13 protein-coding genes are annotated in these 26,002 nt (G+C 38.8%); all 13 read right to left on the bottom strand.

What is annotated here, in order from left to right:
• Positions 1–2: 2 nt before the first annotated feature.
• Positions 3–1,193 carry a DUF2264 domain-containing protein gene (locus I2F54_RS00655; RefSeq protein WP_195500452.1) on the bottom strand — a complete coding sequence of 397 codons (1,191 nt, stop codon included), beginning with the start codon at positions 1,191–1,193 and terminating at the stop codon, positions 3–5.
• 98 nt (positions 1,194–1,291) lie between these two features.
• Positions 1,292–2,665, bottom strand: a complete 1,374-nt coding sequence (locus tag I2F54_RS00650) for a sulfatase family protein (RefSeq protein ID WP_118045386.1) — start codon at positions 2,663–2,665, stop codon at positions 1,292–1,294.
• A 6-nt stretch (positions 2,666–2,671) separates the two neighbouring features.
• A complete protein-coding gene (locus I2F54_RS00645) occupies positions 2,672–4,474 on the bottom strand; it encodes a family 43 glycosylhydrolase (protein WP_022218646.1) in 1,803 nt (600 codons plus the stop codon).
• A 32-nt stretch (positions 4,475–4,506) separates the two neighbouring features.
• Positions 4,507–5,895: a sulfatase family protein gene (locus I2F54_RS00640; protein WP_087412180.1), complete on the bottom strand. Its 1,389-nt coding sequence runs from the start codon at positions 5,893–5,895 to the stop codon at positions 4,507–4,509.
• Positions 5,896–5,915: 20 nt separating this feature from the next.
• Entirely contained in the window at positions 5,916–8,303 is a 2,388-nt protein-coding gene (locus I2F54_RS00635; RefSeq protein ID WP_174263179.1) for a DUF2264 domain-containing protein, read from the bottom strand.
• A gap of 235 nt (positions 8,304–8,538) precedes the next feature.
• The gene (locus I2F54_RS00630) at positions 8,539–9,756 is read right to left on the bottom strand and encodes an alpha/beta hydrolase family protein (protein WP_009122036.1); all 1,218 of its coding nucleotides are present in this window, start codon (positions 9,754–9,756) and stop codon (positions 8,539–8,541) included.
• 14 nt (positions 9,757–9,770) lie between these two features.
• Entirely contained in the window at positions 9,771–12,428 is a 2,658-nt protein-coding gene (locus I2F54_RS00625; protein ID WP_009122035.1) for a glycoside hydrolase family 2, read from the bottom strand.
• A 71-nt stretch (positions 12,429–12,499) separates the two neighbouring features.
• Positions 12,500–14,575, bottom strand: coding sequence for a glycosyl hydrolase 115 family protein (locus tag I2F54_RS00620; RefSeq protein WP_410518258.1), 2,076 nt, complete (start codon positions 14,573–14,575; stop codon positions 12,500–12,502).
• 119 nt (positions 14,576–14,694) lie between these two features.
• A complete protein-coding gene (locus I2F54_RS00615) occupies positions 14,695–16,251 on the bottom strand; it encodes a hypothetical protein (RefSeq protein ID WP_087412182.1) in 1,557 nt (518 codons plus the stop codon).
• Between the two features lie 26 nt (positions 16,252–16,277).
• Positions 16,278–18,107, bottom strand: a complete 1,830-nt coding sequence (locus I2F54_RS00610; RefSeq protein ID WP_195500307.1) for a BACON domain-containing protein — start codon at positions 18,105–18,107, stop codon at positions 16,278–16,280.
• Positions 18,108–18,152: 45 nt separating this feature from the next.
• Complete coding sequence (locus I2F54_RS00605; RefSeq protein ID WP_009122031.1) at positions 18,153–19,772, bottom strand: RagB/SusD family nutrient uptake outer membrane protein; 1,620 nt, start codon at positions 19,770–19,772, stop codon at positions 18,153–18,155.
• Between the two features lie 16 nt (positions 19,773–19,788).
• Positions 19,789–22,848, bottom strand: coding sequence for a SusC/RagA family TonB-linked outer membrane protein (locus I2F54_RS00600; protein WP_009122030.1), 3,060 nt, complete (start codon positions 22,846–22,848; stop codon positions 19,789–19,791).
• Between the two features lie 118 nt (positions 22,849–22,966).
• A complete protein-coding gene (locus I2F54_RS00595) occupies positions 22,967–25,993 on the bottom strand; it encodes a DNRLRE domain-containing protein (RefSeq protein WP_195500306.1) in 3,027 nt (1,008 codons plus the stop codon).
• Between the last annotated feature and the right edge of the window lie 9 nt (positions 25,994–26,002).

Here is a 26,002-nt window from a genome sequence, read left to right as displayed (position 1 = left end):
TTTTATGGTTTTATGAACTTATCTATCGGAAATTCCAGACCATTGAATGCCTTTACACTTGTCCAAGGTTCTGCAGGCTCACACCAAAAAGGAGCATTGACCGGAAGCCCTAAAGGAAGAAAGCCTAACGAGCATAGATAAACACAAGGAGTTGACAAATAAGTATCTCCCAACTCTTTCTGTTCACCACACACTCCGATTGTCAGCCAACCATCTTTATCAAAAGTTCCCGGTTGCTCAAACAAACGTTTCAGCATGGCTGTCATAGCTCCCCTTACTTGTCCCGGTTTCAATGACTGAGGAAGCCGTTGAAATAAAGCACATGCTCCCAACACCTGAAATGCCGCAGAGCGATAACTGACAGAACGTCCTAATACCGGATAACTGCCATCAGGAGCTATCATTCGTTCTTGAATCTCGGCATAACGCGTAAAGCGTATCCACTCCTCATCCAAAAATGGCAGAAAAGACGAATCATATTTCACCGCTATTTTCAAGACTTGAAGCAATAAAGGATGTATAACATAACTATTATAATAGTCCAGATGAAATTCTGCACCATCTCCATAAATACCATCTCCTTTATACCATGCCTTATGAGAGTCCAATGCTTTTTTTACCACTGAAAAGTTCCATTCTCCACCGAATTCCTTCAAACCACATTCTACCATTGCAGAAAACAATAACCAGTTATTATTTCCCGGCTTCATGGTTCGGGTAGACTTCCATTGTTCAATAAGCCTCTCACGGGAAGTGGCATCCAAATTTCCCCATAGCTGGGTAGGGGCCTGTAACAAACCTTGAATAAGGAAAGCGCTGTTTACCAATATCTGGCGAGTAGCCGTACTGTTAAAATAATCATTTGATTTCGGATTTACGGAATTGGCTAGCGCCTTACAGGTCATCTTTATATATTTCTCACGTAATTTTCCCTCCGGCGTTTCATCCGGACCAAGTTCCAACCAGGGTGCTATTCCGGCAATCGTTCTTCCTACAGACTCCATGTGAGTAACAAATTCCCGGCTACTGGCCAAAGCTGAAGACGAACGTCCTATAGGAATTTTTTCCTTCAACTGATCTTTACTAAGGTTGTTTATCACAGGATCAGCAATCTTAATAATTGTCTGTACCCAATATTGCCTATCACTATTATCAGCAGCCTGCCCACGAACAGGGGACATTCCCAAGACCATCGGACAGAAAAGAGCCAAGAATATAAAAATTAATCGGTATACCATCGTTTTACTTCGTATTTCCTATTATATATAAATGTGTAATGTGTTCACTGAAACTAATATTTTTGCATTAACTCCTGTAACTCTTTTACTTTATCCGGATATTTCTGCGCAAGATTGTCTGATTCTCCCACATCCTGTTTCAAATTAAAAAGTTCAGGTACATCTCCTTCCTTAAACTTACTATTACCCGTTTTAGGAAGATAAACCCAATCTCCCTTGCGTATGCCATGTACTTGTCCACTCTTTACATAAACATATTCATCACGCAGCCTCAAGGAAGGATTCTCAAAGAATGATGAAACGTTTATTCCATCTATCTCCTGCCTGAAAGAATGGCTGCCTGCATAATGCATAATCGTTGGAAAAAGGTCAATACTGGCAATTATGGCATCACTCGTCACTCCTGCAGGAACAACACCTTTCCACCTAATAATACACGGTACCCTTACCCCACCTTCATAATACGAGAATTTACCGCCACGTAAAGGATCGGCAGAGCCACCCTCTTCTTTAAAAGACAACCATGGTCCATTATCCGATGCAAAAATAACCAAAGTGTTCTCGGCCAATCCTTTTGTATCCAGATAGTCTAAAAAGCGGCCTACATTCCAGTCTATTTCTTCTACTGCATCTCCATAAAGCCCCCGTTTACTTTTACCTCTAAACTGTTCGGAAACAAATAAAGGTACATGAGGCATTGACGGAGTTATATATAAAAAGAAAGGCTGTTGCTTATTATGTTGTTCTACAAAATCAATAGCATGGTCAAAATAACGACGGGTAGTGGTAGACTGATCACATGGATATTCAATAATCCTATCTCCTTCAAACAATGGAGAAGCATTATTCAATCTCTTTTTTACAGCCGCCCTACTGGAAGTCCTCACAAATTCCTGGTCTTCTTTAGCTTTCACTAAAGTGTATCCTTCCCTAAAAATCGCATCAGGAGCAAATTGCTGAGAAGGAGCAATATACATATCATTACTGTAAGGGATACCATAATAGTAATCAAACCCTTGGTCTGTAGGTAAATGTCCTTTTAAATCACCTAAATGCCATTTACCAAAACACCCTGTTGTATAACCTTGCTCTTTCAATGCTTCAGCCAAAGTAATTTCTTCAGAAGGCATACCCGCAGATTCAGGAAAAAATACACCTTTTACTCCATTTTTCGTATTCAGCCGACCCGTTAACAGACCGGCACGCGAAGCACTTGATACGGAAGCCGAAACATAAAAGTCTGTCAATTTCAAACCATCCTTTGCCATACGGTCAATCGAAGGGGTCTGTATCAACGGAGAACCGTAGCAACCTAAATCCTGATAACCCTGATCATCCGTAAAGATAATCACAACATTAGGCTTCTGCCGGGCCTGTAACAGCCCGGCAGACAAAAGCATAGGATAAATTATCAGTCTCTTATTCATATCTTTTTATTCTGAGATAACAACACCTTCTGTAATCCCACTATCATTGTAGGCATCTACCCGGTAATGATATTTCACACCTTTAGTAAGAATATGAATCAGTAAATCGGTGGTCTCACAATCCTTCACCTGAATACACTGATTTAAGAAATCAGGCTGATAACCAAAACGAACCAAATAACCGTCAGCCCCTGATACTTTATTCCAAGTAAGTGAAGCGTATCTTTCATCTTCCTGATTCCTCTGTACTGAAAGCTTCTTAACCAAACCCGGTTTCTCCGAATAGCCAAAACCGAATACACGTAAATCCAGTAAAGCAAACTTACCTTCTTTGGGAGTATGTACATTCTCTATTTTAATAAAAGAAGCCTCGACCGGTACGGAAAGTTCAACATATTCATGCGGAACGGCTACTGTATTCTTTGATTTATCAACAATTTGTTTCCAATCTTCACCATTGTCAGAGACATACAACTTATAGGCATGATAATCCGTCTCCTTAGGAGCATCCGGATTTATATCCTGTTCGGCAAAATTTATCTGAACGGAATTGATACGTACTTTTTTACCTAAATCCATTACAAAATATTCACCGGCATTACCACTCGCTGCAGACCACCAAGTTCTGACATTCTCATCTGCCGCTTTTTCCGGTTCAAAACCGGGTAGTGAGGAAGACGCCATACTCTTTTTATTCTGAGACTGAAGCATCCAGCCAAAAGCAGAAATATCCTGAGGATCAAATTTCTTCTGCGGCAGCTGCATAGGATAATCTCCCAACACGGTATGGGTTCTCATTCTCCCCTTCTCATCAAAAGAAACAGGGAATAAACCTATTCTTCTTTCAAATTCATCATGATTACCTACCCACATCGATGTTACCTGCCACCAATTTTCGTACTTATCTTTAAATACGCAACTGTGTCCGGCGCCACCAATAAAACCGCCAACTTTCAAAGATACAGGATTATACGGTTGCTCTACAAAACCACCATTAACGCTATCACTCTCCAACACCACATCGCAATACCAATTACAGATAGTTCCCGGAGTAGCATACTGAAGATAATATTTATCGTTATTCTTCACAACCCAAGCACCCTCAGGACATGGCACTTTCGCAAACTTGCCCTGCCAAGCAGAAGCATCAATCTCATCATAAAGTTCTCTACGTCCGAATTGGTAACCGGACTTGCATTGATTGACATCTGTAACGTACTCACGCAGGACTTTCTTCGAGCCCTCAATTTCTTTAAAAGTATTAGGGTCTACTTCAAAAAAGGTTGTAGACTGAGTACCGCCTAAACCATAATAAAAATAGAAACGACCATTATCAATAAACAGGCACGGATCGGCCATACGTCTGACCTCACCGCATTTCTCCCACTTTCCATTCTCTGGATCAGCCGAACGAATGACATCTACCGTTTTCTTCGTACGGTCACGGGTAAAATTGACAAAATATACATAATTATCGTCAGCAGCTACAGCAGGAGCCACATAATGATCCAAATCCAGTGCAGAAGCATGTACTTCAGGATTGAAATATACATTCTTCCAAGTAATAAGATCGTCGGAAACACGATATCCGCCAATATCCATTGTAGTAAACAGGTAATATTTACCCTTAAACAAAACGACGACAGGGTCGGCAGCAGAACGGGCCTTCTTCTGCTTAGTCTGAAAACACCCCCAACCATAATCCAAATTCATCGGATTACAAAATGTCGTTTGTTTCTCTGCTATTTTATTCTCTGAACAGGAAGATAAAACAAGCGAAGCTAATAATACAGATAATATATTTTTCATATACAGTAATAAGATTAATAAATACTCCTATTTCACTTTATCACCGGAGCATTTTGGGTTATTTTGTTTAAATCCTTCATTAGTAAATTACGCAAATGACTTTTTATTGCTCTATAAACCGGATCAGTACTTTTATCCGACATTTCCCCCGGATCAGATAAAATATCCATCAAAGTTTCTTTTTTATCTCCGCGTGTAAAAGCCGTATATTTATAACGTCCATCATGGATTTGATACCCAGAACTTGATTCAACAATAATATGATTACGAGACATTTTAACAGACTGTCCCGTTAGAATCGGTTTCAATGATTTCCCTAACAGCCCTTTCGGTATAGGAATCCCTACTAAATCGCACATTGTAGGTACAAGGTCAATACCACAAGTCAGGTTTTCTGAATCTACAATACCTTTTTGTATTCCAGGACCAGCAATTATGAGTGGTGTGCGCGTAGCTTCTTCCAATAATTGGCTTTTGAACACCAGACCATGTGACTGTCCCATTTCTCCATGATCCGAAGTAAACACAACAATCGTATTACCAGCCAGACCAGCATCCGCCAATGCAGTTAAGATACGTCCAATCTGCTTCTCCACATCTTCTACAAGCCGACAGTACATCCAACGATAAAAATTCCATTGTTCTTCAGTCCAATTTCGAGAACCGGAACCGATTTCTTTCATTTCGGCATATGCACCATTAGGCTCCATATTAGCAGGCACTGGTGGTATTTGGTTCCGATATTCCTCTTCACTCAACGTTTTATGAAAATCTATATATTTCTGTGTAGCCGCTATTTGATGAGGGCGTAATTTATCAGGAAATCTCGGGTCAAAACCAGCACCATAACAAATGTCATGAGGGTTCATAAATGAAAGGTAAAGAAAAAAAGGCTTATCTTCTTCCGGCTTATAACCCGCAAAAAAACTCTCGGCAAAGTTAGCAGGACCGTCATAATAATCCGTACCGTTTTGGACAAAACCATAATCCTCAATATTCGTTCTTCCACAATAAAAACCCGGATAACCGGAATAAATAGTTTCATAACCAGCATTCCGAAAAAGATTTCCAACCGAACTTTCACGTACAACAGGCAGTACTCTCAAAGTATCCGGTTTAGTCGAATTATTCGTATAACCTATTTCACCAGCAAAACGTCCCGTTATCATTGCAAAACGTGACGGCATAGAAACAGGATTTGCGCAATAATTACGCTCAAACCGGACACCATTTTCTGCTAACTGGTCTAATGAAGGAGTGTGGACATAACGGTTACCTGCACAACTCAGCATATCATATCTCTGCTGATCGGTCATAATGAAAAGAATATTCGGCCTCTTTGCTTCCACTTTCTGTATACCAAAGAAAGAGAATAATGAAATGCCACAGCTATACAATATGGTTTCCGTTAAATTCATCATATCTATTTCATTTAATTCAATTATTTCTTCAAGGCCTTATCGACATCCAAATCAATACCTTCCCAACCTTTCTTACAAGTCCAAGCTGTAGCTGGGGAGGACCAATATACATCAGATTCCGGCAGACCAAGGGCAACAAATACAGCAGTACATAAATACAAACTACCTGTAGAAATATAAGTTTCTCCAATATGAGGCTGATAACCGGCAAAACCGACCCGCAACCATCCTTCCGGATTGAATGTCCCCGGAGCATTAATCTGACGATTAATCACAGCTGTCAACGCACATCTCACTTGAGCGGGAATTACTTTACTAGGAAGCAACTTTCTGTATGCAACATCAGACAACGCATGGAAAGCACCAAAACGATATGCCAATGAACGACCTACTATCGGGAAAGTACCTTCAGGAGAAATCAATCTTTCCTGTTGTTCTGCATAACGCGCATAACGACTAAGTTCCAGTTCATAAGGAATAGCTCCTTCCAAGCCATGTTTTTTCATAACAGTCAAGACTTCAACCATCATCGGATGGATAACGAAGCTATTATAATAATCCAAATGGAAATCTGCACCATCACCATACCAACCATCACCTTTATACCATTGAGCAAAACGATCACAAGCATATTTCACTCGTTCATATTCCCATTCACCCGTAAATTCCTTTAACGCAGCTTCTACCATGGCAGCAAAGAACAACCAATTGGTTTCGGAAGGCTTAATTACTCTTGACGATTTCAGTTCTTTAATTACCCTTTCTTGTGTCGTTTTGTCAAGCTTATCCCACAATTGCGTACGTGCTCTTAATAAACCATGAGCCAAAAATGCAGCATCTACCAACGGTTGACGGCCTTTGTTAAAATTAAGATAATCAGGAGAAGCCGGATTTACACCATTAGCAATTGATTTTAAAGACAAATCAATATATTCGGCACGTAGCCTACCTTCTATTGTACTGTCAGGTCCTAATTCTAACCAAGCGGAAATACCCGTAATCAATCGTCCTAAAGCCTCAAGATGAGTCACTTCTCTTCTTTTCTGCATATCGGCAGCAATGGATTCAACCGGCATATTCTTACGAAGTTCACCTTTTGCCATATTACTGAGCAATGGGTAAGAAATACGATGCAGCGCGCTCAACCATGCCGAACGATCCTCATTTTCTGAAAATGCCGTAATAGTTTGTACCACAGGACGGCCTTCCAACAAATTCTTATAACGGATAAGAGCCTCTACAAAATAATAATCCGCATAAGTAAGAGGCGCATCTATCTCATATTGTTTTCCCATGAAACCGGTACAATGCTGTATGATGAAATGATTGTTATCCCCCACTTTCTTTGCCCGATATGCGGGAGAGGCCAATGATTTTATCTGTTGTTCTCCAATAGAAAGAAATTGTTTACCCAATTCGCCAGATACATATGTGCTCAATTCAACGAAAGCGGATGCCATAATAGCACCGGCAGAAGCATCTCTATCCGCTTTTGGAATATTAGGAGCATCAAAATCCCAATAAGGTATTTTATCCTTTGGCAGACGTGGATGATTCATGATAAATTTACCAACCTTTATAGCATGGTCCAAATATTCTTTTTTTCCAGTCTGGCGGTACATCATAGTAAATCCGTATAATCCCCATGCCTGTCCACGGGACCAAGCCGACTGGTCATTTACTCCCTGATGAGTAACCTGATTTAATACTTTACCGGTAATCGTGTCATAACTAACTACATGATAAGAGCTGCCATCCGGACGAAAATGATTAATCATCGTACGATCCGCATGTGATTTCGCTTTCTTATAATAAGAATTATCCCCTGTCATGGAAGAAGCTACTGTAAGCAATTCCAAATTCATCATATTATCAATGATTACGGAGAATTGCCATTTTTTACTGTTCCATGAACGAGTACATCCTGTAACCGGATGAAAGCGTGTAGATAAAGACTTTGCAGCCGTTTCTATCACTTCTCTATAAGCCTCATTGTGTGTAAGGCGGTAACCATTCCCAAAACTACAATTAATAATAAATCCGACATCATGATTACTTGTTGTATATTTCTGCCTTTCCACACGTGATGTCATTTCTTCTGCAGCAGCCCTAACCTGTGGATCATTACTATATTCGTAACAATACCACAATGTACCGGGATAAAAACCACTTGTCCACCAAGGAGATTCACAAGTAATCATTTTACCGTCTTTTGCTGTTCTAGGAAGTATGCCTACTTGACCTTGCATCTCACTGAACATAGACATTGACTGCTTGACAGAGAAGTCAAGAGCCTCATCTACTACTTTTTTCATGCCTTTCGATACTGCACACGCCGATGACGCGAAACACACCAACAGGACTAAACTGATAATTAAAGTTTTTTTCTTGTTTCCCATTACCCTCATTTTAAGGTTTGACTTTACTTTTTTGTTATTTCTGAACGATACAAAGGAAGCCGAATCTATATTCCTAACATAACACAATAGTTCTGATTTAAATAAAAATCGTACATGACCTGTTCTAAGCCGCTCTACTACATTATTTCACCCCAAAACCGAACTAGAATAACAGTTTCTTTTATTCAATTCTTTATGTTTTAAATAGAATTGATATTAAACCATATCTGAATTTAAAATTTTATTAATTATTATCCATAATATAGCGGTCTGCAAACTCATAAAAACATCTCCAATCAAAAGGAGTCATGGAATGTGCCCCCGGTTTCAAATGATAACCAACTCTCTGACATATGACACTTCCTGTTGCAGGTAACTCTTTCCAATAGTTCAATAAATAACCATATAAGTTATATATTGGTACAACTTCCAACAGAGCTGCATACTCTAAATTAGGACAGACATATGCATCTTCATCGGAATTAGCAATATACATTGGCCGAGGAGCAAGCAAAGATAAAACCATATGCTGATCAATCGGAAATCCTACCTTTTCCACCCTATCTGCATATTTATAAAACCGTTTACACATCCAATGCGGGAAACGTTTATAAATATCATATGGAGTTTCCACACGATTGCCTCTATACAAAGAAGCTCCACCCGAGCCTGAACTATTAGCTATTACCCCAACAAAACGTTCATCCTGCGCTGCCGCCCAAAGTGCAATTTTTCCATAGCGAGAATGACCTATAGCTATAACTCTTTGAGGGTCAATATCAGAATCTGTTTCTAAGTAATGCATAGCTTGCGACATTCCCCAGGCTACAATACCTATGAACCCGCAACTTGTAGAATCTCTTTGAGCTCCATATAACATTTCTCCTAATTTATTCTCAATACCGGTTACAGTATCATCGCAAATATCTTTACTGCAGAAAGTAACAAATGCATACTGGCGTCGTAAAGTTTCTACTATATTCCAGCTTAAACTATCGCATCCACGTTGTATGGACAAGCCTTTTTGCGAATCATAATACATAGAAATCCCTTCATCTTTATGTACTGTATAATTTCCCATGGCATTAACACCCAAAAAAACAGCAGGGCGAATTACCTTTTTAGGAAGATACATTAATAAATGCAAAATACATTTATTATTTCCTTTCGAAAAAACAATGTCTACCTCCTTACGCTTAGCTAATCCGCTTAACGCCATTGTATCTATACCTCTCTGCCGATATTCAACAGAAATTCCATGATGCCTCGGAATGGCTCCATATTCATACTCTTGTAACAATTTTAGGATTTTTGTTCTTCGGGCATTCCAAGCATCTAATGTACTCTCAGAATAAGGAAGTAACGGAGGCAAATCGGAAAGCGTAGCCCTATCTTTTTCCTGACCCTGTATACAAACATTAGTACATATAAATATATATAGTAGGATAAATACTTTCTTCATTCCATTTTACTCGATTAATCCATTTTGAGAATCCGTATAGCGGTAATCATTGTTTCCCCTTTTATTGGAATAAAATCAACGGTAAGTCCTTTTTTATCCGAAATAGTTACCGGTATCTTACAAATCATCGGCCTTCTCACACCCACTTCTTTAGCAACATCAAGTGATGATAATACACGCACTCCATTGATATCTACATGGAATAACCGTTCAGTAGCTTTCTCCTTCTGTACTATATTATCCAGCTGATAGGCCAAATCGACAACATCCGCACCAGACAGTTCTGCCCAATACAAATAGACAACATATCTTCCATCAGGTAAGTCCGCTTTAAAACTATTCAACCCACGCCGTTGGGTTTGGAAAATCGGATCTTGTTCCGTTCCATAGATATCTAGATTAGAAGCCGGTTGTGACCCCCTTTTTGTCCGCGCTCGGAAAGCTTTTCCTCCTACATACCCCCAACCACCAGATACATATTCCCGTTCTGGTTGCCAAGCTAAAGAAGCAGTCTTATCCTCAAAATGGCGGGCTGTTCCAAACAGCATATTCAACTCTGTAAAAGACTCTTTATTATCAAAAGAGCCAGGAACCAATTTCATACTCACTCTACAAAAATCTTTAATATAGCGACCCTGGAACGTTCCTTCCGCTTCCAATTGATTAATACCATCAATAAACGGGACATTAAATTGAGCAGCTCCATTTTGTACCTCCGATACTGCGAGCATTTTTCCATTTACTTTTAAGCTGACCTGTTTTAAATTAGTATAAACAGATACCGGATAATAACAAACTCCCGAATTATCGGCAACACCAGACCTATTATACCAATCCGATCCACCTATTGCTACATACGGTTCTTTATTAAGCATAGCCCTATAATATCGATAAGTATCTTTGGGTACTCTATCCAAAGTAACCAAACCCTTGCAATTAATATGAGGAATAGCATCCATTCTTTCCTCTGAATGGAAATCATTCAAGTTCCATACAGCCGAACCTACAACAAATTTACGCTGCATTATCTGAGGTAAATAATGACGATGATACATAACTCCATAATCTACAGAAAAATCAAAACGCTCTGGTTTAAATGAGTGAATCCGGGCATCAACATCTGCACCATATTCACTTACTATAATAGGCTTATCCGGATATTTTTGATGTATTTTATCCAAAGTCGCTTCAAATCCACTGAAGTCTCCCCCATACCAGCCATTATATAAATTCATTCCTAATATATCAGATAAATTTATTAGATTTGCTTCTTCATAAGCAGCTAGGTTTCCATGACATGGAAGCATTGTAGCCCGTCCCGGGTCAATCTCTTTAGCCGTATTCTCTATACGTTCCGCTATATGATACAGATATTTCAGATACTCATCTTTTTTTATAGAAGGTTCCGAATTATAAGGAGGACGTAGCATAATTTCGTTCATATATGTCCAAATACAAACAGAGGGAGAGTTAAAACATTGATAAATCATCTCTTTCATCATTTCGACACAATTGTCTGAGAAATTCTGATTCATAGTAATAGCATTAATCACCGGAATTTCCACAGAAGTCACAATTCCCAACCGATTACAAGCAGCCAATACCATTTCATCTTGAGGATAATGGGCAATACGTAAAAAGTTACCTCCCATCTCATGTAGTAATTCTATATCACGGACGTGCATTTCATCTTTTAGAGCATTTCCCATACCTGAATGGCATTGATGACGATTAGTTCCCAATAACTTTACCGCTTTTCCATTCAGTTCAAAACCTTTTTCTGCAGAAAACGAACAAGTTCTGATACCAAAAGTATTACTAACTTCATCAAGCAACTTTCCCTCATTGTCCCAAAGATATGTTTGCAATCTATACAAATTAGGACGCCCTATCTCCCACAATTCAGGATGATTTACTACAATCTGAGTATTAAAGGCCTGTTCTCTTTCAGTATCTACAGCTACTTTCTTTCTACTTGCAGCTACACATTCACCTGTAGCTGAATAAATTTTATGTTCCACAAAAATCTTGCTACGCACTTTCTGCGTATTACTCAACATTGTACATATATCTACCAAGGCTTTTTCTTCTGTTATTTCCGGCGTATGCACATATACCCCTGAAGAAGCATAGTGAGTAGTAGAAATATGAATAGGAGAAACAGAAATCAGGGAGACATCACGATAAATTCCACCAAAAAAAGTGAAATCAGCAGAAAGGGGTGGAATTTCAGAATCATAAGAATTATCAACACACACAACCAACTGATTTTCTCCTTCTCTTATATAAGGAGTGATATCAAAACAGAAGAAAGTATATCCTCCGATATGTTCGCCAACCCTATGGCGATTAACAAAAAGTTCAGTGCGCTGATTTGCTCCCTCAAAGAAAATATACAAAGGTCTGCTCAACATAGCACTATCCACTTGTATATTCTTGCGATACCATCCTGTACCATGATAAAAACCCGGAAAATCATCGACACAGTCTTCCGCATTCCAAGTATGTGGAATTGAAACTGTACTCCAACCCTCTTTACCAATATCAGAAGTACCTAACCGAAACTGCCAAGAATCATTAATACTATATGTTATGCGAGGGTTATTTTCTGTAGAATACGCTTGAAATATTCCCAAAAAGATCAGAATTAATAAATTGCAAAGTTTTTTCATACAACAGACATTATAATAGATTAAATAATAAAGTGACCTCTATATTTAGTACAAGCTCTGAAACTCTCTTCTTACATTTGTTTTTCACAATATTTATCACGAAGTTTATGTAACAATTTTAATTTTACCGGAATGTTAAATTTGCCATGTAATTTGTCTCCTGCGTACCAATCGGTAAATACACCATGCTGAGTAGAATAAAGCGCTTCTTGTGCTTTTTCTAAATACTCTATGGATAAGTCCAGATTCTTGGTCCTCTTCTCCGTATATTTATAGGCCCTCAGAAAATGATAAAGTGAATGACTTAATGCTGCCATATAATGACAAGGTGCACTTAAATTATCAAGAAAAAAACAACGATATTGTTCAGGTAACTGAGGCATAAGTTGAGCACAACGTTGAGCCACTTTATCAAATCTATCGAAAGTACGCTCCATGCCGGATAATAATGAATCTACCTGATTGTTCCCTTCGATACGAAATGAACGCCCCGGTACACGCTCACGTATAATATCTTTTAAAGGATTAGAAGAGAAACATTCGAAACCTTCACCAATCTGTTTAAACACTCGTGCATAACGTAAATCATGAAATATGAACTGACGCTCCAATCCGGGAAAATCAGCGGATTTCTGTTCCCAATACGCATAGTAATAATCACGATAAAGCTGCATTACCTCTTCCGCATGCTCCTTTCCAAAATAGCGAACACAAAAATCATAAAGAAATCTATCCGTATCGTAAGTAGCCATATCCCACATCATAGATGCATTAGCAGCCAATTCCATTACAAATTCACGAAGATTTCCGGCATTAACTACTGATAACGCTAACGGACAACGACTATTAGCATATCGAAAATTGAATTCCATCTTCCAAGGTCCCTCTGCCGCAGCTAAATGAGCTCCGGTAGAAGTAAACTGAAGATTCATATAGTAGCCTAAATTAATTTGAGTCGCCGTATCAAAAGTTACAATATCATCATAAGGATAATGATCACGACGAGCCGCAACAAAGGTCCACAAAATATTATTACCAACAGGCGGTTTCAAATAGCCTTTAGCCAAAAGATCCGAAAGCTCATCATAAAAAGTGACACGAACAAAAAGATTAGGATTACCCGTCTTCTCTTTTATCATCGCAAGCTGAATATGTAACATCCGATTGATAACTTCCGCACGTTCCTCTTCGCTCACAGGGGCATCTTCAAAAGCCGCCCAATAAGGTTGGTCACCTATACCTCTGAAAGCAATGGTCCAAAGATTTTCCTGTTCACAACGGCATACCGTCTCAATACTATATTGCCAAAATTCACACAACGATTTTTCATCAGACAATAACAGCTTGGGAGGAGCAATTCCATGTACTTTGTACCAATATTCTTTCCAAGTTACTAAATTATTATTGCAAGCTGTGTGGTGAGTTGAAGAAAGTATCAAACCATATTTACGGAGTAAAGACACCGATTCCTCCAGTTTATAATCCGGATAGGTAATCGTCTGTTCCATCTCTACCGTATTCAATTTTAAACGTAACATTGTCTCTAACCATACCTCATTATTTTGTACTGTAAGTTGCCGCCATGGTGTAAAAAGTTCCGTATCATTAGGAAACCAGGCTCTGTAACGTACTTGCGGAGATTTATAAAAATAATCAAGGTTACAAGGAACCTCAATCTGTTTTTTCTTTTGAGGTTCCCATGAAGAAAAGAACCACAAAGGAGGAACATCCAAAAATTTCTCACTAAAGGTATATATAGCATAAATCGTTCCGCGCATATCTTTTCCTGTCAAATAAATCCGCCTGGATGAGGTCTCTGCATATAAACGATGAGATTCAAAACCGTCCAAAGGACGGAGCTCCGATTTATTCATAGAAGAATCAACAATAGATTCATTGATTATAATCAACTCAATCAATTCTTTTTCTCCATCAGTTGAAGTAGAAACAATAGGTGGGCAGAAGCCCATCACACTCTTGAAATCACGTTGTAACGTTTCAACTGCCAATTTGATGGGGGATAATTCTCCGTCAGAAACAACCATACGAAAATTACCTTTACTCAAAACGAGAAAATCTATACCTGCAGACATCCACACAGAATGGATAATAAAAAATAATAAAAAGATATAGCGCCTATTTCTCATAGCTTGATATACATTACAGTTTATCCACAAGTTCCCGGCCTGAAAAGGAATATAATACAGGTCGGGAACTTTTTAATCAAATTAGTGAATACTTATATTACTAAGTACTTAATATTTTATCAATTATCAAAAAAATCAATAAGGTTATATACATTATAATTCACCTCTTGCATAAACTTAGATAGATAAGGATACATCTGATAGTAATTATCGTACACTCCCTTATTAGCCGGTTTTCCGGTATTATCATTACCGTCATCATCTTGATATTTAAACCAATGCCAGCCCACACAGTTCTTAGCTTCCAATAACCCCAATGTAAAGTGTTGATAAGCATAAGCCCTATCCTCTTGTCTCGGTACTGAAAAACCAGCTCCTGAAAGATTATTTAAATCAGAATCTTCTGTTCCTTTAGTATAGAACTCGGTCACAAGAAAAGGCTTTCCAGCCCATGTAGCCCAATCTTGTACATAAGTATCTAGTTCAGGGCTCCAACGACTATAATAGTTAATAGATACAATATCACAATATTTACCACAAGCCTCTACTACATTTTTCATATATTTAGGTGTACCATGTAGACGAGTTCCCAAATACATCATACCAGGATCAAATGCATCAATAGCCTCTCTCACCCCCTTATAATAAATTTCTGCTAAACGCCCAGCAAACTCCGTATTCAATGCTGCTGTAACTTTATCAGCCCCCTTTTCTTCCATGAAAGCATCAGCTGTTTTACGAGCAAGATCATCATTATCCGTAATTTTCAGAAACTGATCTAATATATTGCTACCTTGTGTAGAAAAATTAATCTCATTATCGGAGAAAAAGCCCAAGACATTGGCATCACCTTTATAAGGAGCTAATGCTTCTTCTACATACTCTTTACAGAATTTCATCCAAGCCTCTTCATTTAGCACCAAACCCAATATATTTTCCGATTTGCCTCCCGGATATGCATACCCATTCGTTGATTTAAATTTACTAAGAAAGCCAAAAGAAGGTGCAAGTGTCATCGGCGCATCAGGATGCGCCGAATTATGTGCTTGTATCTTTTCATATGTATCTGTGCAGAAAGCTCCCGTACCATGAAAACCAATAGATGCCAGCTCCGTTTGTGAAGTAGCTAACCAATTTTCATCCGACCCAAAACGTTCCATCCATGCCGCACGATTACGTTCAGAACTACCATAACGTACCGAAGTTACGCTTCTTTCATAACGGGGATAGCCTTCCGGATCAACAATCCACCAACGTCCATCAGCCCCTTTAGTAACATGGAAACGACCCGTCGCTTCAAATTTAATCCCGGTAGTAAGACTACCATACTTATTGGTAATAGCTTTATAATCTTCTTCCGTTACTACTTGAGGCTCATAATCAGCCATATAGGCTACTATCCGAGTCTCTCCAGGTGTCCAACGACTTACAGGCTTAAATTCATTAGAGTAATTTACCGTTATTGGACGATAAGGCTTACCTATCAATGAAGGCTTGTATGCCTGCATCTTACCAGGCTCAGGCAATCCTTCAATTATCTCATTATATTTAGGATCTTCATTGAGAACCACATCAGGTGGCATAAAGTTTGGATCTTTTACTTCATAATCTGTGCATGAAACAAAGAATATTCCACTTGTTAGAAGTGCTACTATATAGAAAGATTTCATTTTCATAATCAATTCTTGTTAATGACATTATTTTACTTTGATACCTTACGAACTAAGCGCCAATAACGAGTAGGTTTTGACTGGTATTTACTACCCGTTTTGTCTGCCTCCCATTGCCCCAAACGAATAAAGAAAGCTTTTGAGGGGTCAGCACTTTCCGTACTTGTCCAATAAACATCAATAGTAGTAAGATTGGAGTTCATCACATCGCCACCACGATCCGTAAACAATTTATCCCAAGCTTCACGTGCTGATTTTTCTGTATCTGTAATAGCATCAGGTTTCAAACCTGGAGCTGATGCAGGTCCCCCATTATAAGCTATAAATACATCATTCATTTCCTCTATGGCAGGAACATACCAACCATCATGGCAATAATTCAGCACAGGAATTTTATCAGCAAAACCACATAGTGTCATCATCTCTGTATTAACAGCCCCATCATTACGATCTGTACATCCAACAGCAGTAGATTTAACAGATTCATCAGATACCCAACTTAACGGCTGTTCAATACGTTTCAACGCAAGTATCTTAGCCTCATTACCCTCGGCCCAAAAAACAATACCACCTTCAGCAAGCTGTACACCCTTATCCATATCTACATATTCACCAATAGTGAATGCTGATGCAACCGGCATTTTTTCCTGAGTAACAATTACTTCCACCGTAGCTTGATTATCTTCAGAACCTGTGGTAAAAGTAACAGTAACAGAACGTTCTTTATCACTTGTATTAGCAGAAAGCGCAGTAAAAGTCACGATATCTTCATTCTGCTCTGCTTTAATCCAAGTAATATCTTCACCTTCAACAATATAAGTATATGTATCTTTGTTTGTAGTTACAGTCACTTCCTTTGAGGCTCCTTCTTCACTTGTCAAATCAACCTTAGAAGGGGACACTTTCAAAGTAGCTGGTTCTTCAGGGAATTTATAGTTACCTACTAGCTTCATAGCACGGGCATAACGAGTTGAGCCTTCTTTAGAGCCACCTTGTGACAAATACTTCCCAAAACGTACATAAATAGCGTTCTTTCCATCGGCTACTGTAGAGACCTCTGTACTAGACCAGTAACTTTCACCTGCTCCTGTAGCTGCCGAGTTAATCGGATCACCTCCTAAGTCAGCCAGCATCTTCTCAAATTTAGCACGAGCTGATTTTTCTGTATCTGTAATGGCTTCTGTATTATTAGCGACAAATGCCGGATCATCATGAGCAATACCATTATAGGCATCAAATAATTCAGCAAGCTCTTCAGATGCAGGCATATACCATCCTTCTCCGATACTGGTACAGAACACCACTGCATCATTAGGTGAAGGACTAGCAAAAAGAGCTGTGTTTTCTATACCATTTACAGTGGAAAAAGCACCGTTCATCTTATAAGGTAATTCACATGCGCCTACCCGACGTTGTAAAGAAATAGCCTTACCGACCTCAGGATTTTCAGGATCCACCCAAAATATCATACCCAAACCGTCTTCCGTCAAATCACCCACTTTCAATAATTTGATTTCTGACTCTTCCAACTCACGCTGTGTAACAGTTATCTCTTGCATCCATTCACCAGAATAAAGCTTAACAAGTGCAATGCGCGGTTCTCCAGTCTCATTAGCAGCCGTGATAGTATAAATAACACGACGCTTATTTACATCTACCGAAAGCCAATCAGCATCATATTCAGCTGTTATATCATCCGCCGTTGTATTTATAACTACAGTAGCTGAAGACCCTATGTTTTTATATAGTGTAACTTCTGTTTCACTATTATTGAATTCCGGCATAATTCTCACTTCATTATACTCCTTACAAGAGGCGAGAATTAGGCACAGAAGGAATGAAATCCATGTCAGTTTTTTCATATTATAATTTCTTTTCTTAGATTTATAAATAAAATAGGTCACACATTATTTCCACGGGTCACTTTGAGGGAAAACATCCGCTCCCATCAAATCCACCTGATTCTGCGGAATAGGCCATGTTTCATGTTTACCATCCACAAAATTCCGGCGGCACTCGGCATAATCTTTATCCAAATAAGGATCTTCCGATTTCAAATCGCCACCATGCAAACGAACACGTTCACCCAAAATACCTAAACGCTTCAGTAACGGCCAACGCACTCCTTCAAAATGAAGTTCACGAGCATATTCATCCAAAAGCATATCAAGTGTTAAAGGGCCGTCTTCATGATCATTACCTGCACGTTCCCACGTTTCATTGTAATATTCAATAGCCTTTGGACTACTACCTCCATCACGATGGAAATAGGCTTCAGCACACATCAGATAGGTTTCAGCCAAACGGTATACTATCAAATCGCGGAAACTTGTAGTACGGTCAGGCTGGTCGGCATTAGTCCATTGATCAAAATGTTTTTTTGACATAGGATGCAGTTTTTCCATATAACCGGCAGATGTTCCATACAAATCTTTTGGAATCTCTTGACCGAATTTTGCAGATTTAGGATCATTATAATAGAACGTATGAATGAAAAGGTCTTTATAACGATTATCTTTAGCCTGGTCGTAAAGACTGAATAAATAAGTATTAGGATATACACGTCCCCAACCATATCCGCCATTCTTAGCTTCAAAAGTACAATCGGCATTAGACTGATAACGAGTAGTCGTAATAATTGCCGCACGATGTCCCATCAACGGTGTACCACTTCCGCCACCACCTAAGTTTGTTGAAAACTGGTATGCCCACAATACCTCTTTTGAACGAAAGTCCGGACCATTAAACACATCACCGGTTTTATCTTCCATAGAGTATGTACCATCCTCAAAGATATCTTCACACTCTTCGATGGCTCTATCATAATCTTTATCCCACATAGCCACCTGTGCACGCACATGCTTAGCAGTAGCTTTTGTTATACGACCATAATCTCCGCCCTCTGCTTTCCAGTCAAGCATCTCAATAGCAGCATCCAGGTCGCCACGAATCACAGTAAATATGTCCTCTTTACTGGCTGGAGTAAAATCACGTTCCAAATTGCTTACGGTAGTAGGCTCAGTATTTAAGTACAGACGTTCAAAGCGCTTCCATAATTCAAAATATGCTCGTCCACGAAAGAATTTGGCTTCTCCATAAGCACGACGTGTCAAAGGATCTGGATCTTCTATTCCCAGCGCTTCCGCTCCCGCTATCACCTCATTAGCTTTACCAATAATAAAATAATGCTGTTGCCAAAAAGCTTCTACATCACTATTATTCGGCATGAAATTTTCAAGTTTAGCAATGGCAGTACTGGTTCCGGCACGAAAAGCCATAAGATCAGTTGTATAATCACACATACTCACAACATACAAATTACCGCTTCCGCCATTATCTGCACCTTTGGCAATTTCTCTATCCAGCGCATATAAACCTATTGCTGCACGATTCAAGCCATCAGGAGAGTTAGTCAGGTAATCAACTGTTATATTTGTTTTTGACTCAGGATTCAGAAAATCTTCACAAGAAGACAACAGCATGGCAGATGATACTGCCAAAGCCGCTATATATAATATTTTTTTCATGTTTTACACGTATTGATTAGAATGAAACATTAATTCCAAATACATACTGTCTTGATTCAGGATAAGCTCCCGGTGTCAACTCAGGACTATAAGACTTAAAGTCTGTAAATGTCAATAGGTTAGTTGCTGTGGCATAAACTCTCAGACGTGACAGAGAAATATGTTTTATCCACTCTGTCGGGAAAGTATATCCTAACTGCAATGTACGTAAACGGATATAGGAAGCATCCTGAATAGCCAATGCACCATGATAGGGTACATTCGTATTATGGCTGGGACGCGGAAATTCATTCGATGGATTAAATGGAGTCCAATAGTTAACTTTGATACCATTTAATTTACCCTGCAAAGAACCGCCACTATTAGATTCATTCAAATAGGCATTCTGGATCTTACGACCGGACACACCATACCAATCCATGTAAAAGTCAAAACCTTTCCATTTTAGAGATGTATTCAAAGATAATGTAAAATCAGGATCTTTAGATATCGGGGTACGGTCATCCGCATTAATTTTACCATCACCATTTATATCTTTAATCTTCACAGAACCGGGTTTTACATCGTCTTCTCGTGAAAGTGCTTTATCCGCAATACCATCCCCATCCGTATCAATAGTGGGTTTCAGAGTATACTCCAATTCATTATAAGGATTACGTTTAATATCAAAATCTTCATACTGATAAATGCCATCCGGTACATAATTATAATAAACATTGATAGGCTCACCAACAAACCATTTATTTCCGGGCTGACTCAATGGCTTACCGTTTTCATCAACTTGATCATCAATCTTCACAATTTCATTAGCATAATGACTAAAATTGGCACCTAAACTCCAAGTCAAATCTTTTGTACGGATAACATCGCCACTAATATTTATATCTACCCCATGAGACTTGGTTTCCCCCAAATTATCAAGCATATTTTCATAGCCTAATACTGAATTGATCTCACGTTTTACAAGTAAATCCGTTGTTCTAGTCTGATAATATTCTATTGTTCCGGATAATCTATTTTTGAAAAAAGCAAAGTCAACTCCCACATTCGTAGTACGAGATTGCTCCCATTTCAAATTAGGATTGGACAATTCCTTTCCTGGAAGATAACCCATATACATATTATCGCCAAATTCATAACGATATTCATTAGCCAAACCAAGAGTTGTATAGTTTCCAATACCATTTTGATTACCTACAATACCATAGCTCAAACGCAATTTCAAATTATCAATCCAAGACACATTGCGAAGAAACTCCTCCTGATTTATGCGCCATGCTAAAGCTATAGAAGGGAATGTACCCCACTTATTGTTTTTACCAAAACGGCTTGAGCCATCGCGTCTGACCGCTATATTCATAATATACTTATCCATAAGCGTATACGAGGCACGTCCCATAAACGACACCAAATTATTCTCAGAGAATGTTCTGACCGGTTTTCCGCTAAACTCACCGTTTGCAATAAAATCCCACCCCATATCCACTGGTAGTGAAGCTGTAGAATATCCTAACTCTTTGGATTGAGTATGATCTACAGACTGTACAGCAGTCAAAACTAATTTATGATTTTTGTCTCTGAAAGGAACATCATACGTAAATATGTTTTCTATCAAATAACTTCTTTTCTCATTATTTGCTAATTTTGCAGTAGCGCCTCCACCGGGATAATCTGTTTTTTTTGCTTCCCCATCTTCTTGTTGTCTATTATAAAAAGATGTATTCAAACGATAATTAAATCCCTTAAACGGTTTCAGTTCCAAGAATAAATTAACACGATAGCTGTTGTTTTTTATTTCACGATTATAATTTTGCGCTCTATAAAGAGGGTTGACGTCATTGGCTGAATTAATATACTTAGTATAAGTTCCATCCTCCTCATACACCTTGGCTAATGGTGTACGGGTAATAAATTCTGTAAAATTCCCATCTTCACGTTCGCTCTTCGTTAAAGCATAAGAAGTATTTACACCAAAATTAATCCATTTATTAACCTTATAGTCTACATTCAAACGAAAAGCGGCCTTTTGATAGCCGGAACCAGTAGTTACCATACCGTCCTGATCAAAATAATTAAGTCCTGCAGAAACACGAAGTTTGTCGTTTCCACCACGTACAGTTATATCATGGTTTTGATATAAGGCATTCTTCAACATTAAGTCTTCCCAATCAACAAATTGCCCGCTTGCCCATACTTCTTTCATCACATCATCACTAAGCGCTTCTGAAATAGACATCTCACGAGCATCAATGATACCTTTATCATTTGCCATAGCCTCACGTCTCAACATCACATACTCTTCAGGAGAATAAAAATCAAAATTACGCCACAAGGATTGAATACCTACATATCCGTTATAATTTACTTCCATCTTACCTTGTGCCCCACGTTTAGTAGTCACCAAAATGACACCATCGCTAGCACGTGCACCATAGATAGCCTGTGAAGCAGCATCTTTCAGAATCTCAATAGACTCAATACTTTCAGCACTCAATGTGCTAAATTCTTCTCCATCTGATACAGAGCCATCAATTACATATAAAGGAGTATTCTGTGCACTAATAGACCGATTACCGCGAATAGTAATTTCCGGTGCAGAACCCGGTCTGCCCGAAGCACTCGTTACATTGACACCTGCTACACGTCCACGAAGCATATCACCAACATTACCTGCCGGAAAACTCTTCATTTCATCAGTCTTAACAGAAGCCACAGAAGTTGCTACATCACTCTTTCGCTGGTAGCCATAACCTACCACTACCACCTCATCCAATAATTCGGAGTCTTCAACTAAAGTTACATTAATAACTCGTTTATTACCGACTTTGAGTTCCTGTTCTACATAACCTATATAAGAGAATACAAGTGTAGCACTAGCGGGTACCTCAATAGAATATTTACCGTTTGTATCGGTAATCACACCGGTGGTTCCCCCTTTCACATGAACATTCACTCCGATCAATGAACCTTGTGCATCAGATACAACACCTGTCACTCGTACATTTTGTGCATGTATGCCCACCATGATCAATAGAAACATGACAGACACAATTAGTTTTAGACGACTGTTTTTCATTTATACATTAAGATTAAAATTATTTAAATATGATAGAACAAAAGTCACAAAAAAGATAAAGTTATCATAAAAGGATTGTACGAAAAGAAAGCACTATCATACGAACCCACACTTCATACTACCAAATAGCCAGTTTCGGCCCATTTTTAGATTCTTTCGTACCAAAAGAACAACTTTTGCCATTATCAGAATCATCACCCAATTGTCTGACCTCCCTTATTAATACAAAAGTTATTTCCTGTTCCCTACAATTACGGAGTAATTCTGTAACATCCAGTTGATGATAAGCAACTGTTTCGTCCACTACAATTTCACCTGCTACATGTGCAGTACCCCCAACGTCCGTTATACGAACCTGTTTTCCTTCCAAATTAGGAGCATTTTTCCAGTTTAAAGTATTCTCATCCCAATTATTATTATCCAAAGCGTAAACATGGAAACGATAAGGATGTCCGACAATAGAATTACCATATATCTGGAATATGGCAGCATTTATTTTTTGTCTATCCACTCCAGACAAATCAAACTTAACGTAGCTTACCTGGTTTCCATTTATCCGGGAAGCATTCATCTCCACATTCATCATTTTAGCTTTACCAAAGTTCTTTTTATCATTCCTACCGGCTTTTACCACCGCATCATCTACAGCTACTAATGTGTTTAGCGCATTCATGCGAACAGGAATAGTAAGAAGCATTACGCTTTGAGCCGGAAGTTCAAAAGAAAGTTGCCCATTCTCCGAGATTTCTTTCGACCAAACCACCTCACCATAAGCATTTGCACTTACTTCTTCAGCAATTACTCTGGTGCCGGTGGGTAGGTCTAATGACTTCATATTCAAAGTCAGATTATTTGAAAAGTGTTTGCGTTGTACAAGCCATATATAGTATCTCATTTCTTCCGGATTAAAACAGGTAATGGCATCCACATCATTATCAGCAGCAGATTTCACCGTACTTAATAAAGGACGTTCATTCTTAAATCCTTTTGCAAAAAGACGGACTACTTCACCAGTGCGCTGAATACCGCTTATATCATAAGAAGAAGGAATATCTTTTACTGATTCCGAATCAAATAATTTAATCTCTCTCACCTTTATACTTCCCTTATCGGTTGACACAAACCGAACTTTAGAAGTCGTAACAGGAGTATCAAACAAGAAGAAAGACTGAGCGTAACGTGCATTCTTTTCCATTGTTTCCTTTATATCCGTCCAAGCGGTACCATCCCAATATTGTAAACTGAAGTTTTTCACGCGGTCAGGAGAAGTATAAACTCCATAGGAAGAACCTGTATAGACGACTGCCCCACCCAAAGAGTAACTTTTACCCAAATTAATTTCCAAACACTTTTCTTCATCCGTATCTGAAGAAACCCACATGGAGGCATCTGTTTTATCTCCATCTGTTATTGTTTTCACGGTTACTCTATGAGAGGAAGTCAAGTCTGATGTTTTCTTACCCAATGCCACATTATTATAAGCATCCTCTACAATCCGTTTTCCCTGCCAGATAAAATGATGCCCTGACTTGATTCCGCGCGGATATGTGCCACTGGTAGTATTTGCAAACTTAAAAGCCCACATGCCATAGCCTTGATTAAGCGTATTATTCGCATATTCACCTGCCCATTCCGTAAATAAAGAGGGAGAATCCATTGTTTCTTCCTTATCTATCAGATAAGCATTCATCCAGCGTCCGGTCTCTGTATAGACTATTGGCAGAGATTGTTTCATCGGATGGTTTTCCACGATAATTTTTCTTATATCAGAAACCTTAGATGCATAACCCGCAGCCGGCAGATTATAAGAATGAGTGGAAAATATATCCAATAAATCTCTGTCTGAGGGTAAGCCACGATAGTCTATACGCAAATTTTTCACTACTTCCGCCCACCAATTCGCATTCGAGCCTGCTGTAACAGGGCTTACAAAACGCGACTTCAAACATTTCCCATACAGTCTGTTCACATCCTGTACTGCACAATACACAGCATCCGAAACAATCTTCATGGCATCCACATACTGTGTTATCTTCATGGGACCCGCATGGCGATGGTTCGGTTCGTTATGCATAGCATACATGGTTACATCTCCGGTCTTGGCCGCATAAAAAGTAAGTGCATAGAAACGTTGCCACTGCTTCCATTTATTACTCCACGTACCATCGAAATCTGTAGAATTTATCTGAAGAACAGGTTCTATATTCAGACGTTTCAATTCTTTCAATGCATATTCAAAAACCATCGAATTAGTAGAAAACTGTTTTTTACGACAATTTTCCAAAACCGGTTCCCAACGAATAAAGCGGTTACGTTCCGGATTATTTCTCAATTCAGTCTTACATACTTCAAAATCATCCAAAGTAGCCACTCTTTCATCATTCAGTACGGCTGACTGAGGAACATAATCATTCAAGGATGTCCAAACTCGCAAACTATTTACATTGGAATATTCAAGCCAACCGGAAATATTACTTCCCGGGAAATAATATCCTTGGTTATAAGCCACATACTTCATTGATTTCCCAATAACCTCTTTGGTTATTGTTACCTGCATTTCTGTCTTCGAAGGCTCCTGAACGGTTGTCTGTACTTCATTTATTGTCACAGGTACAGGCATATTAACCTTTTCCTTACCATACACTTCAAATTCATTAATCCGAATCGGCTCACCATCTGTGGACACCAGGCGAATCTGAAAAGTCTGTAAGGTAGGTTTAAAAATAAATTCAAGTTTGTCCAACCGGTTTTCCGTACGTTCCGTATCCGGTAAATCCGTCCAGTTGGCATCATCCCAATACTGAATCTTAAAATTCTTCATCGACCAAAATCCCGGAGCTTTACCTTTTTCCGATTCTGTCAACTCATTTTCCGGAATACCAGTATAGATAACAATCTTATTGATATCATAATATCGCTCCAAATTAATATCCAACATATGAGGAGGTCGCGCACTTTCGGCACTCATCCAAGTTGATTTACGTGAAATAACTCCGTCCGTCACATTAGATGCCGGAAATTTCTCCTGTTGTGACGATGCAGTCACCGGCTTACGTAACGCCACATTTACGTCATCGGCTTGCAATCCTAAAAATGGTACTGCAAGAACTCCGCATATTAAAAACAGCTGTTTCTTAAAACTCATAAATTATTT

Source organism: Bacteroides clarus (genome assembly GCF_015555825.1).
In the GTDB taxonomy this organism is placed as follows: domain Bacteria; phylum Bacteroidota; class Bacteroidia; order Bacteroidales; family Bacteroidaceae; genus Bacteroides; species Bacteroides clarus.
Note: the sequence above shows the minus strand (reverse complement) of the source record. Positions and strands in the feature narration are given on the sequence as shown.